The organism is Variovorax sp. GW460-12-1-14-LB1 (assembly GCF_059423605.1).
The window spans coordinates 20,161-35,447 of sequence record NZ_JBWKYF010000001.1; the positions used below are offsets into that span (position 1 = coordinate 20,161).

18 protein-coding genes are annotated in these 15,287 nt (G+C 69.3%); 7 read left to right on the forward strand and 11 right to left on the reverse strand.

The annotated features are described in order from the left end of the window. Nucleotides 1-10: 10 nt before the first annotated feature. Complete coding sequence (locus AC07Y4_RS00090) at nt 11-907, reverse strand: hypothetical protein (RefSeq protein WP_487850261.1); 897 nt, start codon at nt 905-907, stop codon at nt 11-13. Next, nucleotides 904-1,476 (reverse strand): Holliday junction branch migration protein RuvA, encoded by a 573-nt coding sequence (ruvA, locus tag AC07Y4_RS00095; RefSeq protein ID WP_056577514.1) that lies wholly within the window; start codon nt 1,474-1,476, stop codon nt 904-906. Before ruvA ends, AC07Y4_RS00090 begins: the two co-directional genes overlap by 4 nt. Before the next feature lie 168 nt (nt 1,477-1,644). Between ruvA and AC07Y4_RS00100 the strand changes: the two genes are divergently transcribed. From AC07Y4_RS00100 to AC07Y4_RS00110, 3 genes are read left to right on the forward strand one after another with little or no spacing between them, the layout of a single operon-like run. Beyond that, entirely contained in the window at nt 1,645-2,586 is a 942-nt protein-coding gene (locus tag AC07Y4_RS00100) for a PhoH family protein (protein ID WP_062479248.1), read from the forward strand. 1 nt (nt 2,587) lies between these two features. Beyond that, entirely contained in the window at nt 2,588-3,055 is a 468-nt protein-coding gene (ybeY, locus tag AC07Y4_RS00105; RefSeq protein WP_487850262.1) for an rRNA maturation RNase YbeY, read from the forward strand. A 15-nt stretch (nt 3,056-3,070) separates the two neighbouring features. After that, complete coding sequence (locus AC07Y4_RS00110) at nt 3,071-3,685, forward strand: class I SAM-dependent methyltransferase (RefSeq protein WP_487850263.1); 615 nt, start codon at nt 3,071-3,073, stop codon at nt 3,683-3,685. Here the strand turns inward: AC07Y4_RS00110 and dtd are convergent. Both dtd and AC07Y4_RS00120 read right to left on the reverse strand, forming a co-directional pair. Beyond that, nucleotides 3,657-4,100, reverse strand: a complete 444-nt coding sequence (gene dtd, locus AC07Y4_RS00115) for a D-aminoacyl-tRNA deacylase (protein ID WP_487850264.1) — start codon at nt 4,098-4,100, stop codon at nt 3,657-3,659. The genes AC07Y4_RS00110 and dtd overlap by 29 nt on opposite strands. Further along, the gene (locus tag AC07Y4_RS00120) at nt 4,097-5,011 is read right to left on the reverse strand and encodes a cation diffusion facilitator family transporter (protein WP_062479235.1); all 915 of its coding nucleotides are present in this window, start codon (nt 5,009-5,011) and stop codon (nt 4,097-4,099) included. Before AC07Y4_RS00120 ends, dtd begins: the two co-directional genes overlap by 4 nt. Nucleotides 5,012-5,162: 151 nt before the next feature. On the opposite strand from AC07Y4_RS00120, the gene AC07Y4_RS00125 reads away from it, so the two are divergent. Then, nucleotides 5,163-5,642 (forward strand): FecR family protein, encoded by a 480-nt coding sequence (locus tag AC07Y4_RS00125; protein ID WP_487850265.1) that lies wholly within the window; start codon nt 5,163-5,165, stop codon nt 5,640-5,642. Between the two features lie 4 nt (nt 5,643-5,646). Beyond that, complete coding sequence (locus AC07Y4_RS00130) at nt 5,647-6,264, forward strand: OmpA family protein (RefSeq protein WP_062479230.1); 618 nt, start codon at nt 5,647-5,649, stop codon at nt 6,262-6,264. Between the two features lie 55 nt (nt 6,265-6,319). Here the strand turns inward: AC07Y4_RS00130 and tyrS are convergent, their stop codons facing one another. After that, on the reverse strand, nt 6,320-7,552 hold the full coding sequence (gene tyrS, locus AC07Y4_RS00135) for a tyrosine--tRNA ligase (RefSeq protein ID WP_139706046.1): 1,233 nt from the start codon (nt 7,550-7,552) through the stop codon (nt 6,320-6,322). Nucleotides 7,553-7,712: 160 nt separating this feature from the next. Between tyrS and AC07Y4_RS00140 the strand changes: the two genes are divergently transcribed. Next, nucleotides 7,713-9,059 carry a M23 family metallopeptidase gene (locus AC07Y4_RS00140; protein WP_062479224.1) on the forward strand — a complete coding sequence of 449 codons (1,347 nt, stop codon included), beginning with the start codon at nt 7,713-7,715 and terminating at the stop codon, nt 9,057-9,059. Nucleotides 9,060-9,076: 17 nt separating this feature from the next. Further along, a complete protein-coding gene (locus AC07Y4_RS00145) occupies nt 9,077-10,225 on the forward strand; it encodes an anhydro-N-acetylmuramic acid kinase (protein ID WP_487850266.1) in 1,149 nt (382 codons plus the stop codon). 6 nt (nt 10,226-10,231) lie between these two features. Here the strand turns inward: AC07Y4_RS00145 and mdtD are convergent, their stop codons facing one another. The 6 genes from mdtD to AC07Y4_RS00175 all read right to left on the reverse strand — a co-directional run bounded on the left by mdtD (nt 10,232) and on the right by AC07Y4_RS00175 (nt 15,237). Further along, nucleotides 10,232-11,665 carry a multidrug transporter subunit MdtD gene (mdtD, locus tag AC07Y4_RS00150; protein ID WP_487850267.1) on the reverse strand — a complete coding sequence of 478 codons (1,434 nt, stop codon included), beginning with the start codon at nt 11,663-11,665 and terminating at the stop codon, nt 10,232-10,234. Between the two features lie 90 nt (nt 11,666-11,755). Next, nucleotides 11,756-12,121: an iron-sulfur cluster insertion protein ErpA gene (gene erpA / locus AC07Y4_RS00155; protein WP_056577477.1), complete on the reverse strand. Its 366-nt coding sequence runs from the start codon at nt 12,119-12,121 to the stop codon at nt 11,756-11,758. A 197-nt stretch (nt 12,122-12,318) separates the two neighbouring features. After that, nucleotides 12,319-12,711 (reverse strand): 30S ribosomal protein S9, encoded by a 393-nt coding sequence (rpsI, locus tag AC07Y4_RS00160; protein ID WP_062479216.1) that lies wholly within the window; start codon nt 12,709-12,711, stop codon nt 12,319-12,321. A gap of 12 nt (nt 12,712-12,723) precedes the next feature. Then, nucleotides 12,724-13,155, reverse strand: coding sequence for a 50S ribosomal protein L13 (rplM, locus tag AC07Y4_RS00165; protein WP_062479213.1), 432 nt, complete (start codon nt 13,153-13,155; stop codon nt 12,724-12,726). A 205-nt stretch (nt 13,156-13,360) separates the two neighbouring features. Further along, the gene (locus tag AC07Y4_RS00170; RefSeq protein ID WP_487850268.1) at nt 13,361-14,638 is read right to left on the reverse strand and encodes a S1C family serine protease; all 1,278 of its coding nucleotides are present in this window, start codon (nt 14,636-14,638) and stop codon (nt 13,361-13,363) included. After that, nucleotides 14,635-15,237: a hypothetical protein gene (locus tag AC07Y4_RS00175; RefSeq protein ID WP_487850269.1), complete on the reverse strand. Its 603-nt coding sequence runs from the start codon at nt 15,235-15,237 to the stop codon at nt 14,635-14,637. Before AC07Y4_RS00175 ends, AC07Y4_RS00170 begins: the two co-directional genes overlap by 4 nt. Nucleotides 15,238-15,287 lie beyond the last annotated feature (50 nt).

Below are 15,287 nucleotides of genomic sequence, written 5' to 3' on the forward strand. Positions count from 1 at the left end.
GGGCCAGCGCTCAGTCCTCGTCCATGACCCGCGAGCGGCCGAACCAGAAGCCGAGCACCAGGCCGACCGTGCCGGCACCGATGCCGCCCCACAGGCTCAGGAAAGTGTAGACGTTGTAGCGCCCCGGATGCTGCGCGAGCGCACTCGCCAGTGCGGGTTCGTTCAGGCCGCCGAGTCCGCGCGCGGCGGCGTAGTCGAAGCCTGCGGCGCCCAGGAAATGCGGTGCCACGAGGATCGGCAGCGCCGTGAAGAACGGAAACCACGCGCCGCGCATCCGGCGCCAGCGCATGAAGATCGCCGCGACGAGCAGCACCGCGCCGACCGCGACGGTGCCCAGCGCGAAGGGCTGGCACGCCAGCGGCAGCAGCCAGGGCCAGATCCACGGCAGCGGGTACAGCGGCCATTCGGCGCGCGGCGCCAACCCACCCGGCCGCGCGACGACCGACCAGCCCAGCGTGTCGAGGCCGCTGAACACCAGCGCCGACACGCAGGCCACGGCCGCGACGAGCAGGCACACGCTGCGAAACGGCGAGGCGCTGCCTTGCAGGAAGCCGGGCGATGGCTCCGGCGGCAACGCCGGCGACCGGGGCCAGCCCGACTGCCAGTGCCGCACGACGATCGACGTCGGCACCGGCGGCGGTGCTAGGTCACCGCGCACCAGCCAGTCGATGAACAGGACGCCGACCGCGAAGGCCATGACCGCCGTGAGCCACGCGCAAACGCCCGGCATGTCGACGAAGCCGGCCGGCGTCAGCATCGGCAGCTGGCCGTAGGCCACGCCCGCAAAGCCGTAGAGCCAGATGATCGGCACCGACAAGGCCATGGCCGTGTGCATCAGCACGGCGTCGGTCTCGGCCGACTCGTGGCGCAGCGCCTGCGCGCGCGACCACGCCTCCCGCCAACTCACTTCGCCAGGGCTTTCAGCGCCATCTTGATGCCGTCGCTCACGCTCGCATCCTTCGGCAGCGCCTTCAGCGCCAGCGCGGCCTCCTTGTCGCTGTAGCCCAGCGCCACCAGCGCCTGCAGGATGTCGGCCTGCGCGTCGGAGGCGGCATGCGCCGGCAGGCCGATGTCGGCGCCCAGCTTGCCCTTGAGCTCCAGCAGCAGCCGCTCGGCGGTCTTCTTGCCGATGCCCGGGATCTTCACGAGCCGGCCCAGCTCCTGCGTGGTGATGGCCTGCGCGAGCTCGCCCACGCTCATGCCCGAGAGCAGGCCCAGCGCGGTGCGCGGGCCCACGCCGGTGATCTTGATGAGCTGGCGGAAGGCCGCCCGCTCCTCGGCGGTGCCGAAGCCGTAGAGAATCTGCGCGTCCTCGCGCACGACGAAGTGCGTGAGCAGCGACACCTTCGCGCCGACGTTGGGCAGGTTGTAGAACGTGCTCATCGGCACGTCGACCTCGTAGCCGACGCCGTTGCAGTCCACCACCACCTGCGGGGGGTTGCGCTCTGCGAGCGTGCCGGTCAGTTTGCCTATCATTGGCTCCCCCCCGTTGCTTGCTCACTTCGTGTAGCCGCTTCCCCCCTCAAGGGGGCAACACCGGCGGCCCGGCAAAGCCGGTTCCGCGGTGTTACCCGCCTTGGATTGCGTTTTTTCGAGCGTGGCTGGTCTTGCATGGGCTGCCAATTAGATGGAAATGGATACCGCGTGATTCTGCGACACACCTTTACCCCCCTGAACAATTCGCGCCTCGGCCACCTGTGCGGCCCGCTGGATGCGCACCTGCGCCGCATCGAGGACGCCCTGGGCGTGAAGATCGCGCACCGCCACGAGCAGTTCAAGGTCGACGGCCCCAAGGCCCCGGCGCAGCGGGCCATGGAGGTGCTGCAGGCGCTGTACGAGATCGCCCAGCGCGCCATCGACCCGGCCGTGGTGCAGCTCACGCTGGCCGGCGACGGATCGATGAGCGACGAGGACGCGGCCATGCTCGTCACGCGCCGCGCCGACCTGCGCGCCCGCACGCCCACGCAGGCGCTGTACCTGGACAACATCGCCAAGCACGACATCACCTTCGGCATCGGCCCGGCCGGCACCGGCAAGACCTACCTGGCAGTGGCCTGCGCGGTCGATGCGCTGGAGCGCGCGGCGGTGCAGCGCATCGTGCTCACGCGCCCGGCCGTGGAAGCGGGCGAACGCCTGGGCTTTCTGCCGGGCGACCTGACGCAGAAGGTCGACCCGTACCTGCGCCCGCTGTACGACGCGCTGTACGACCTCATGGGCTACGAGAAGGTGCAGAAGGCCTTCGAGCGCAACGTGCTCGAGATTGCGCCGCTGGCCTTCATGCGCGGTCGCACGCTGAACAACGCCTTCGTGATCCTCGACGAGGCGCAGAACACCTCGGTGGAGCAGATGAAGATGTTCCTCACGCGCATCGGCTTCGGCGCCAAGGCGGTGGTGACGGGCGACGTGAGCCAGATCGACCTGCCCAAGCAGCAGCTCAGCGGCCTGATCGACGCCGAGCGCGTGCTCAAGCGCGTGGCCGGCATCGCGACCACGCACTTCACGAGCGCCGACGTGGTGCGCCACCCGCTGGTGGCGAAGATCGTCGATGCCTACGACGGGCAGCGCAAGCGCTCGGGAGGCCACTGACATGGCGGCCTCCCTGCTTCCGGCCCTGTCGCTGTCGCTGCAGTTCGGGCGCTTCAATGGCGTGGAGCGCCACCGCGCCGCGCTGCCGCGCCACAGCGTGAACCGCTGGATTCGTCATGCGCTGGACATCGACGGCGAGATCACCGTGCGCATCGTCGATGCCGAGGAGGGCCAGCGCCTGAACCGCGAGTTCCGCGGCAAGGACTACGCCACCAACGTGCTCACCTTCGACTATGCGCAGGGCCCGGTCGTGATGGCCGACCTGGTGCTGTGCGCGCCCGTGGTGGCACGCGAGGCCAAGGAAAACCGCAAGACACTCGCCGCGCACTACGCGCACCTGTTGGTGCACGGCACGCTGCACGCGCAGGGCTGGGACCACGAGACGAGCGACGCCGACGCGGACGAGATGGAAGCGTACGAAATCGAGATCCTCGCGGGCCTGGGCATTCGCAGCCCGTACGGGCGCTGAGCGGAGGCCGCGGCGGTGTCGGACACCGATCCCTGGTTGCCGCGCTGGCTGCCGCTGCTGCGCGCATGCGCCGGCGACGGGCCGGTGCTCGAACTGGGGTGTGCAGCGGGTCGCGACACCGCCACGCTGGTCGAGGCCGGACTGCGGGTGGTGGCGGTCGAGCTGTCGTCCGACGCCTTGGCGCAGGCGCGGCAACGCGTGCCGACAGGCGCCGAGTTCCACTGCGGCGATTTCCGCGACGCGTGGCCGCTGGCGCAGGGCGCCACGGTCGGCGCCGTGCTCGCGAGCCTGTCGCTGCACTACTTCGCGTGGGACGAGACGCTGGCGCTGGTGCGGCGCATCCACCGCGTGCTTCGGCCCGGCGGCGTGCTGCTGTGCCGCCTCAACTCGGTCAACGACCTGCACCACGGCGCGCGCGGCCCGTCAACCAGCGGGCGGGACGAGGATTTTTTCTACACGGTGGACGGCATTCCCAAGCGCTTCTTCGACCGCGCCGCGGTCGAGCGGCTGTTTGCCGACGGCTGGCAGCTGCAGCACCTCGAGGAGGTGCGCGTGCTGCGCTACGACGAGCCGAAGGTGGCGTGGGAAGCGGTGATCCGGCCTACGCCGTCATCTGCAACGGGATCGTGACCGGCCCGTCGTTCAGCAGGTGCACCTGCATGTCGGCGCCGAATTCGCCCGTCGCCACCACCGGGTGCGCGCCGCGCGCCTGCGCCACGAAGTATTCGTAGAGCCGGCGGCCCTCGTCGGGCGGCGCCGCGAGCGTGAAGCTGGGGCGGTTGCCGCCGCTCACGTCGGCGGCCAGCGTGAACTGGCTCACGACCAGCAGGCCGCCGCCGATGTCCTGCACGCTGCGGTTCATCTTGCCGGCCTCGTCCGAGAAGATGCGCAGCTTGAGGATCTTGGCGAGCAGGCGGTCGGCCACGTTGTCGATGTCGCCGCGTTCGGCGCACAGCAGCACCAGCAGGCCGGCCTCGATGGCGCCGACGGTCTGGCCCGCGATGTCGACGCGGGCGTGGGCGACGCGCTGGAGCACGGCTTTCATGAATGGTGGTCCTCGAGTCGGGTGGCGCGCGCTTCCATGGTGAGCGGCAGCAGTTGGATGGTCACGCGCAGGCCGGGCACGGCGTCCATGAGCGCCTGCTCCAGCTCGTCGCGCAGGTTGGCGGCGCGCTGCAGGGTCCAGTCGCCGGGCACGTGCATGTGCAGGTCGGCAAAGCGGCGCTGGCCGGCGCCGCGCGTCACCATGTCGTCGAAGCGCAGCCGGTCGCCCTCGGCATGGTTGGCGGCGAAGGCGTCGAGCGTGGCGCGCACGGTGGCGAGCGTCTCGGCATCGAGCGCCTCGTCCATCAGGCCCTGCGAGGAGCGCCACACGAGCTTGAAGCCCTCGCGCACGATGTTGAGCGCCACGCCGATGGCGATCAGCGGGTCGAGCCAGAGCCAGCCGCTGAAATGCACGGCCACGATGCCGACCAGCACGCCGACCGAGGTCCAGACGTCGGTCATCAGGTGGCGCCCGTCGGCCTCCAGCGCGATGGAGCGGTGCGCGCGCGCCGCCCGGAACAGCACGAACGCCAGCGCCGCGTTGAAGCCCGAGCTGATCACCGACAGCGCCAGGCCCCAGCCCAGCTGCTCCAGCGGCTGCGGCGACAGCAGCCGCAGCACCGACACCCACAGGATGGCGACGGCGGCGGCCACGATCAGCAGGCCCTCGAAGCCGGACGAGAAGTACTCGGCCTTGTGGTGGCCGTAGGGGTGGTCCTCGTCGGCCGGGCGCTCGGCGATGGTCACCATGGCCAGCGCGAACATGGCGCTGGCGAGGTTGACGCAGGACTCCATGGCGTCCGAAATCAGGCCCATCGAGTTCGTCAGGTAGCCGGCCCATCCCTTCAGGAGGATGGTGATCAGGGCCACCGCGACGGAGACGCGAAGCAGCGTTTTAGGGGTCAACGTCATGCAGAAAGAACAAGATCAGGTAAAAAGGGCCTGTGCGGGCGGGCATTACGTCGCAGGAATCGACTGAATTATCAGCCGCGTGACCATATGTAACGCCTTCGCCTTAATATTTGCGCTCATTGCGAAGCAATCAGTCACAGAGAGGCAAATGATGAAGAAATTTTTGACCGCCGCCCTCGGGCTCGCCATCGTCGGCGCAGCCACCCTGGCACAGGCCCAGGCACCCGCCGCAGCAGCGGCCGCGCCCCAGCAGGCCGGCTTCGTGAAGACGGTGCGCGGCAACGTCCAACTGCTCGACAGCGCCGGCGCCACGCGCACGGCGGCCCCCGGCGACGCGCTGGGCGCGGTCGACCGCATCGTGACCGGCCCGGATTCGTCGGCCGCCGTCGTGCTGCGCGACAACACCACGCTGATGGTCGGCCCGTCCTCGCGCATGGACCTGAAGGAATTCCACTTCGACGGCACCACCCGCGACGGCGGCATGCTCGTGTCGCTGCTGCGCGGCTCGATGCGCATGATCACCGGCCTCATCGGCAAGACCAACCCCGACGCCGTGCGCGTCGAAACCCAGACCGCCACCATCGGCATTCGGGGCACGGACTTCATCGTGCAGACCGACGGCCAACCCTGAAAAGATGCAGACACCGCCACGCCGCTCCCCCCTTCTTCCCGCGACCGCGCTGGTCGCCCTTTTGTTGGCCGCCTGCTCCTCGCCGGGCACGCGCGTGGTGCTCCTGCCCCAGGCTGACGGCACGCCCTCCGCCGTGGTGGTGCGCGCCAAGGACGGCGAAGAAGTACTTTCCAAGCCCTACCAGCGCGCCACGGCCGCAGTAGGCGCGAGCGGCGCACCGGTGGTCGACCAGGCCGACGCGGCCAAGGTCCAGGCCGAGAACAAGCCCCTGTTCGACATGCGCCCGCCGCTTCCGCAGCGCTACACGGTGTTCTTCGAAGTGGGCACCACCACGCTGACGGCGGCGTCGCAGCAGATCATGACCGAGGCGCTGGCCGCCGCGCTGGCCCGCAGCGGTGGTGACATCGTGGTGACCGGCCACACCGACACCAAGGGTGCCGGCGAGCAGAACGACCAGCTGTCGCGCCGCCGCGCGCAGGAAGTGGTGCAGTTGTTCGTGGAGCGCCAGTTCCCGGCGAACCGCATCGAGGCCGTCGGCCGCGGCGAACGCGACCTGGCCGTGCCCACCGCCGACGAGGTGGACGAGCCCCGCAACCGGCGCGTGACCATCGAGGTCCGCTGACCCCGCCGCCCTGCTCCCATTGAAAAAGGCCCCGAGGGGCCTTTTTTTCTTGCGATCAGCTCAGGGTCACCCGCGCAAACTTGCGTTTGCCGACCTGCACCACGTAGCTGCCCGCGGGCAGCTTCAGGCCCTTGTCGGACACCACGACCGAGTCGATGCGCACGCCGCCGCCGTCGATCAGGCGGTTGCCCTCGCCCGACGACGACGCCAGGTTGGCCTGCTTGAGCAGCTGACCGATGCCCAGCGGGGCGCCGCTGAGCGCCACCTCGGGAATCTCGTCGGGCACGCCGCCCTTGCTGCGGTTGATGAAGTCCTGCTCCGCCGCATCGGCCGCCGCCGCGCTATGGAAGCGTGCGGTGATTTCCTTGGCCAGCGCCACCTTGGCGTCCTTCGGGTTGCGGCCGGCCGCGATCTCGGCCTTCAACGCCTCGATCTGCGCCACCGACTGGAAGCTCAGCAGCGTGTACCAGCGCCACATCAGCGTGTCGGAGATCGACAGCACCTTGGCGAACATGCTGTTGGCGTCTTCGCTGATGCCGATGTAGTTGCCCTTGCTCTTGGACATCTTCTCGACGCCGTCGAGCCCTTCGAGCAGTGGCATAGTGAGTATGCACTGCGGCTCTTGGCCGTATTCCTGCTGGAGATGGCGGCCGACGAGCAGGTTGAACTTCTGGTCGGTGCCGCCCAGCTCGAGGTCGCTTTCGAGCGCCACCGAGTCGTAGCCCTGCATCAGCGGGTACAGGAACTCGTGCACCGAGATCGACTGGCCGGCCTTGAAGCGCTTGTTGAAGTCGTCGCGCTCCATCATGCGCGCCACCGTGTACTTGGCCGCCAGCTGGATCATGCCGCGCGCGCCCAGCGGGTCGCTCCACTCGGAGTTGTAGCGGATCTCGGTCTTCGATTCGTCCAGCACCAGCTTGGCCTGGGCGAAGTAGGTCTCGGCGTTGGCGCGGATCTGCTCGGCCGTGAGCGGCGGGCGGGTGCTGTTGCGGCCAGAGGGGTCGCCGATCAGGGAGGTGAAGTCGCCGATCAGGAAGATCACGCGGTGCCCCAGGTCCTGGAGCTGGCGCATCTTGTTGAGCACCACCGTGTGTCCGATATGAATATCCGGTGCGGTCGGGTCCAGGCCCAGCTTGATGCGCAGCGGCTTGCCGCTGGCTTCCGCCTTCTGGAGCTTCTTGACCCACTCGTCCTGCGGCAGCAGTTCGTCAGCGCCGCGGAGGGATATTTCGAGGGCTTGTCTTACACCATCGGAGAGGCTGGTGGATGTAACAGATTCGGCGTTCATGGGCTTTTTTGGCGGTTTTTCCGGTGGCCGAAGCTATACTCAGCCCGACTTTTCAAGCGCCGGATTCTAAGCGGCGCTTTTTTCCGCACCGTCTCCTGCCGCCCTGAACGCACTGGGCCTTGCAGCACGGACCTGCAGAACCTGAGTTGGAATCCACAGTTTGATCAACGGCATCCTTGCCGCCGAGGAGCTTCTCGCTTCCCGCGTGGCGTACACATTCCGGACGTACCCCAAGCAGATCACCGCAGCGATCGCTGCGATGCTGCTCAGCGCCGGCACCCTCGCGGTCGCCTCGCTCGGTCCCGACGCGTCCGACCTCCCCATCCAGCAAGTGCTCGAAGCCACCGCGCCGGTGTCCTTCGCCGACCAGTCGGCGTCGCTCGAGAACTTCAGCTTCACGCTGTTCCGCACCGACGTCTCGCGCTCCAGCGACACGGCGGAGGCGCTGATGAAGCGCCTGGGCATCTCCGACCCCGCCGCCACCGCCTTCGTGCGCGGCAACGCCGAGGCGCGCATGGCGCTGTTCGCGCGCGTGGGCCGCACCGTGACGGCCGAAGCCACGCAGGAAAACCAGCTGCAGAAGCTCAGCGCCCGCTGGATTCCCGACGCCGACGGCGGCTTCAAGCGTTTCGTCGTCGAGCGCACGCCCACCGGTTTTGTCGCCCGCACCGAGCGCGACATGCTGACGCCGGGCACGCGCCTGGCCAGCGGCACCATCCGCAGCTCGCTGTTCGCCGCCACCGACGACTCGCGCATTCCCGACGCCGTGGCGAGCCAGCTGGCCGACATCTTCGCGGGCGACGTCGACGTGCGCTCGCTGCGCAAGGGCGACCGCTTCGCCGTGGTCTACGAGACCTTCGAAGCCGACGGCCAGGCGTTGCGCAGCGGCCGCGTGCTCTCGGCCGAGTTCGAGAACAACGGCAAGGTCCACCAGGCCGTCTGGTTCCAGCCCCCGGGCGCGGGCCAGAAGGGCAGCTACTACCGGCCGAACGGCGACAGCCTGCGCAAGGCCTACCTGGCTTCGCCGGTCGAGTTCTCGCGCGTGTCCAGCGGTTTCGCGATGCGCATGCACCCGATTTTGAACAGCTGGCGCCAGCACAACGGCATCGACTACGCGGCGCCCACGGGCACCGCGGTGCGCACGGTCGGTGATGGCACGGTCGATTTCGCCGGCACGCAAAGCGGCTACGGCAACATCGTCATCATCAACCACCGCAACAACCAGCAGACGGCCTACGCCCACCTGAGCCGCATCAACGTGAAGGCCGGCGAGAGCGTGAGCCAGGGCCAGACCATCGGCGCCGTCGGCTCCACCGGCTGGGCCACCGGCCCGCACCTGCACTTCGAATACCGCGTCGGCGGGGCCTACCAGGACCCGACCACGATCGCACAGGAAGGCGGCGCACCGATCACCGCCGCCCTGCGCCCGGCCTTCGAACGCATCGCCGTGGGCGCCCGCACCGAGCTGGCTGCGGCCTTCTCGGTGATCCAGGCCAGCGCCGACTGAGCCTCGCTCCCCTGGGCATGGCCGCCGCACCGCAGCCGCCGCAGCAACGCTTCATCGGCCTGATGTCGGGCACCTCGCTCGACGGGGTCGACGGCGTCATTGCCGATTTCTCCGACGACGGCCACCTCGCGGTGATCGGCCACGCCAGCGCCGACTTTCCCGCCCCGCTGCGCGCCGAGCTGCTGGCGCTCAACACCCCCGGCGACAACGAACTGCACCGCGCGGCCCTGGCCGGCAACGGCCTGGCACGGGTGTATGCCGACGTGGTCGCGCAGCTGCTGGCCAGCACCGGCACGGCGCCGAGCGCCGTCACCGCCGTCGGCGCTCACGGCCAGACCGTGCGCCACCGGCCCCTCGAGTTCGATGGCACCGGCTACACGCTGCAGGTCAACAACCCTTCGCTGCTGGCCGAGCTGAGCGGCATCGACGTGGTCGCCGACTTCCGCAGCCGCGACCTCGCGGCCGGCGGCCAGGGCGCCCCGCTGGTGCCGGCCTTTCACCAGGCCCTGTTCGCCCGGCCCGACGCGCCCGTCGCCGTGCTGAACCTCGGCGGCATCTCCAACCTGAGCCTGCTGCCCGCCACGAGCGCGCCGGCGGGCACCGCGCCCCTGCTGGGCTTCGACTGCGGCCCCGCCAACGCGCTGATGGACCACTGGTGCCTGCGCCACCTCGGCCAGCCCTTCGACCGGGGCGGCCAGTGGGCCGCCAGCGGGCGCGTGCTGCCCGAACTGCTGGCCCGGCTGCAGGCCGAACCGTATTTCGCCAAGGCGCCGCCGAAGAGCACGGGGCGCGATTTATTCCATCCGGACTGGCTGGCCGGCCACCTGGGCACGGCCGCCTGGGCGCCTGTCGATGTGCAGGCCACGCTGGCCGAGCTGACCGCCAGCACCTGTGCGGCAGCGCTGCGTAGCTATCAAAAAGAGAGCGCCTTGCTGATCGTCTGCGGCGGCGGTGCGCTCAACGACCACCTCATGGCCCGCCTGCGCGCCCTGCTGCCCGGCGTGCAGGTGCAGGCGTCCTCGGAACACGGCCTGCCGCCCCAGCAGGTCGAGGCGGCCGCCTTTGCGTGGCTGGCCCGGCGCACCGTCCGGCGCGAGCCCGGCAACCTCGCGAGCGTGACCGGCGCGCGCGGGGCGCGGGTGCTCGGCGCGATCTACCCCGCCTGATCTGCGTCAGCCCTGGCCGGAAACTTCCGGCTGCGCAGGCTGGGCCGCGCGCACTTCTGCGGGCAGATGCCAGAAGATCAGCGCCGAAGCCACCGTGATGAGCCCCATGGTCGCGAACGTGGCCTGGAACGCATCGAGCGTCTGCATCGGCGTTGCCGTGCCGAACACGCCGTTGTAGCCCGCCAGCACGGCGCCGGCTGCGGCCACGCCCAGGCTCATCGCGAGCATCTGCACCATCGACAGCAGGCTGTTGCCGCTGCTGGCCATGCCGCCGTCGAGGTCCTTCAGGGTGATGGTGTTCATGGCCGTGAACTGCAGCGAGTTGACCGCGCCGAACACCAGCAGCTGCAGCAGGTGCAGCGCCACCGGCTGCCCCGGCGCCGTGAGGCCGAAGCTGGCCATGGTGCAGCCGACCAGCACCGTGTTGGCGACCAGCACGCGGCGGTAGCCGTGGCGCGTGATCAGCGGCGTGGCAAAGCGCTTCATGGCCATGCCGGCCAGCGCCACCGGCAGCATCATCAGCCCGGCGCGCACCGGCGAATAACCCATCGACACCTGCAGCAGCAGCGGCACCAGGAAGGGCATGCAGCTGCTGCCCAGACGGGAGAACAGGTTGCCGAGCAGGCCGATGCTCAGCGTCGGAATGCCGAACAGCGCGGGCGAGAACAGCGGTTCGGGCGTGCGCGCCGCGCGCAGCCAGTAGGCGACCACGGCGGCGAAGCCGAAGATCAGCACCGCCATCACCCCGCCCTGGCGCAGCCCGAGCCCCGACACGCCGTCGACCGCCAGCGAGATCGCCACCATGCCGAAGGCCAGCAGCGCGTAGCCCACGCCGTCGAAGCGCTTCTGGAGGGCGCCGCGCAGGTCCGGCATGTAGCGCAGCGTGGCGATGCAGCCGGCCAGCCCCACCGGCACGTTGATCAGGAAGATCCAGTGCCAGGAGGCGTACTGCACCAGCCAGCCGCCCAGCGTGGGCCCCAGCAGCGGCCCGATGAGCCCCGGAATGGCCACGAAGCTCATCGCCTGCAGGAACTCGCCGCGCGGCACCGTGCGCAGCAGCGCCAGGCGCCCCACAGGCAGCAGCAGCGCCCCGCCCAGGCCCTGCACCACCCGCGCCGCCACGAGCTGCCCCAGCCCCTGCGAGAGCGCGCACAGCACCGAGCCGGCGGCGAACAGCACGATGGCGCAGAAGAAGACGCGCCGCGTGCCGAAGCGGTCGGCGATCCAGCCCGAGGCCGGGATCAGCATCGCCATCGTGAGCGCGTAGGCCACCACCACCGACTGCATGCGCAGCGGGCTCTCGCCCAGGCTGGCGGCCATGGCGGGCAGCGCCGTGTTGATGATGGTGGCGTCCAGCGTCTGCATGAAGAAGCCCACGGCCACGAGCCACAGCAGGCTCTTGCGGGCGGGATCGACGGGGACGGCGGTGTCGGGGCTCATCGGGAAGGCGCGGGTTCGGACAAACGACAGGCAGCAAAAAGCCGCCCGGAGGCGGCTTTTTCGAGGGGGCTGGTCAGCAGCATCCAGGCATCAGGCCGAGAAGCTGGAACCGCAGCCGCAGGTGCTGGTGGCGTTCGGGTTCTTGATGACGAACTGGGCGCCCTGCAGGTCTTCCTTGTAGTCGATCTCGGCGCCGAGCAGGTACTGGTAGCTCATGGCGTCGATCAGCAGCGACACACCGTTCTTGGTCATGGTGGTGTCGTCTTCGTTGGTGATCTCGTCGAAGGTGAAACCGTACTGGAAGCCCGAGCACCCGCCACCCTGCACGAACACGCGCAGCTTCAGGTCGGGATTGCCCTCTTCGGCGATCAGGTCGGCGACCTTGGCGGCCGCGCTGTCGGTGAAGACGATCGGCTCGGGCATCTGGGTCTGGATGTTTTCGGCAACAGCGCTCATGGGGTGAAACTCCTTGGGGGGCCGCTTGGGCGGCCAATGGGACGGATGCTACTGCAATGCCGCATTTTCGGCAGGCCGACTGTGGCGAGCACCCATCGCAAGTGGGGTCGGGCGCCGCATCCACCAGGGGCACCTGGGGGACGCGGCCACGAAAAAGCCGCCCGAGGGCGGCTTCTTGTCTCGCAACGAGCAGGGGATCAGCGCTTGCTGAACTGCTTGCGGCGACGGGCGGAGTGCAGACCGACCTTCTTACGCTCGACTTCACGTGCGTCACGCGTCACGAAGCCGGCTTGGCTCAGGACGGGCTTCAGCGAAGCGTCGTAGTCGATCAGGGCACGGGTGATGCCGTGGCGCGTGGCGCCGGCTTGACCCGATTCGCCGCCGCCGTTCACGTTGACCATCACGTCGAAAGCTTCGAGGTTGTTGGTCAGCGCCAGGGGCTGCTTGGCGATCATGATCGAGGTTTCACGGCCGAAGAACGCTTGGATGTCCTTGCCGTTGACCGTGATCTTGCCGGTGCCTTTTTTCAGAAACACGCGGGCGACGCTGGATTTGCGACGGCCGGTGCCATTGTTCCATTCACCAATCATTCTCAAGGCTCCTTACAGTTCCAGCACTTTGGGCTGTTGGGCGGTATGCGGGTGCTCAGCACCACCGTACACCTTGAGTTTCTTGATCATCGCGTAACCAAGCGGGCCCTTGGGCAGCATGCCCTTGACAGCCTTTTCCAGGGCGCGGCCCGGGTGCTTGTTCTGCATGTCGCGGAAGTTCGTCGCCGTGATACCGCCCGGGTAGCCCGAGTGACGGTAGTACACCTTGTCGATCGACTTGGCGCCGGTGACGCGCAGTTGCGCGGCGTTGATGATGACGATGTAGTCACCGGTATCGACGTGAGGCGTGTAAATGGCCTTGTGTTTGCCGCGCAAACGGAGAGCAACTTCGCTGGCTACTCGTCCGAGGACCTTGTCGGTCGCGTCAATCACAAACCACTCGTGCGTCACGTCAGCGGGCTTGGCGCTGAACGTTTTGGTCATGAGTTTTTCTCTTGAAAGAGGGTTTGGCGAGCCCTTTTCCACGGTCGGCGTTCCTCTGATGGGAATCTCTTAGGTGGGTTTTCACGCCTTCCGCCCAATGAAAGGGTGGCTGGCATGCCTTCGCCGCGGGGCTACAAAAACGCTGCGAAGCCCGCGATTATATGAAGAAATGGCCAAACGGCCAATTTCCGGGCTTCCGGGGGCCTCAGCGCTGGATGCGGACGAGTTCCAGGCTCTCGTTGGCCCCCGAGGAGACCCCGCGCTGGTATTCGCCCTCGAAACGGACGACCCGGCCCAGCTCGGGGCTGTACCAGGCGGCGCCCCGAAAGCGCGTGCTGGCGCCGGTCAGCGGCAAGCTGGTGGTGCTGGAGGCGAAGATCCAGCCCTCGTAGCCGATGCGCATCACGTTCAACTCCACCCCGTCCACACGCATCGTCTGCTCGCCGCCCACCGAGGCGGTGAGTTCATGCCGCAGCCGGTCGCCGGTGGTCGTCACGTAGTCGAGCTGCCAGCGCATGCCGGGCTGGATGTCGTCCTTGCGCAATGCCCAGCCGCCCGGCGGCGACGCGGTGTCGAACAGGCCGCCGGCCGGCGACGTGATGGAGACCACCTGCCCGTTGGTCTTCTCGATCCGGCTGCCGGCATTGAACGACACCTCGTCGCCGCTGACCCGGTCCACCCGGTAGATCACTGGCGCCCGGTTGCCCGTCAGCCGGTCCGTGCGCACGTACTCGAGCGCGTCGCCGGCGCGCAGCGGCTCGGTCAGCGGGATGCCCGCCCCACCGGCGTCGGCCACCCGTCGGGCGGCAGCGCCCGCAGGCTCCCGGGCCCGAGCCGCCAGCTGCGCCTGGGCGCGGGCCGGCAGTTCCGCCAGGAACTCGGCCGGCATCGCGAAATTCAGGTTGCCGCCGTCGCGGGCGGCGAAGGTGGTGATGCCCAGCAGGCGGCCGTCGCTGTCGAACAGCCCGCCGCCGCTCGACCCGGGCGCGATCGCCGCCGTGGTCTGCAGCAGCCGCGCCTCGCCGTCGCCGCCGCGCAGGCCCGACAGCAGGCCTTCGCTGAGTGTGTTTTCCAGCCCGCGCGGGTTGCCGATGGCGTACACGCGCTGCCCCACCCGCGCGGTGCCGGCGGGCGCCAGGGTCACCGGGGTTGCCGTGAAGTTGGCGACCTTGATCTGGCACAGGTCACGCCCCGGGTCCGGGTATTCGAGCGTGGCGCCGTAGGTGACGTTGTCGCGCTTGACCACGAAATTGCTGGCCTTGGCGAGCACGTGGCAGTTGGTGACGAGGCGGCCGGGCGCGATCACCACGGCGCTGCCGGCGCGCAGCGGGCGCTCCTGCGCGTCGAAGGTGCGCACGGCCCAGACGCTGCCGGTCAGCTTGGCGAACAGGGCGTCGGGCTCCAGCGCGGCGGCGGGGCCGGCAGCCAGCAGGGCGCCCGCGGCGCACAGCCACGGCGCGGCGTTCTTCCAGATCGGCTTCACGGCTTGGCGGGCAGCAGGCCGCGCAGGTCGTCCATCGAGACGCGGGCGTCGGGCGCGGCGGACGGCGCTGCAGGCGCGGGGCGCACCGGAGCGGGCGGTGCGACCGCCACGGGAGGCGGCGGTGGCGCGACCACGGCCGGCGCGGGCGCAGGCACAGGCGCTGCTGCGGCCGTCTTCGGCGCCGGCGCGGCCGCCATCTCGGTCGTGCCGATCTTCATGCCGGCCGTCGCCTCGTCGCCGGTCTGCGCGCTGCGGTCGAAGCTGCGCACCTCGCCGAAGATCAGCTGGATCCAGCTCGGGTAGTTGAAGCCCGCCCCGGTGCCGGTGTCGATCGCCACGCCGACCAGGCCGCCGATCATCACGTTGCCGACCAGGCCCACGTTGACGCGCGAAATCGCCTGGCCGCGGGCCGGCGGCAGGCCGGACTGGGTGCATTCGATGTTCAGGTTCTCGCCCGAGCGCCGCACCGGCAGGGTCAGGCCGGAGCGCACCACCGCATCATTGCGGTCGTTGGAGACCCGGCAGCGGGCGCCGTCGACCACCTTGCCCTCGGGCGACAGGGTCTCGACCTTCACGTTCTGCGTGGTGCCGTGGGTCACGGAGGCGCAGCCCGTCAAAATAGACAAAACACCCGCGCCGACGCACAGGC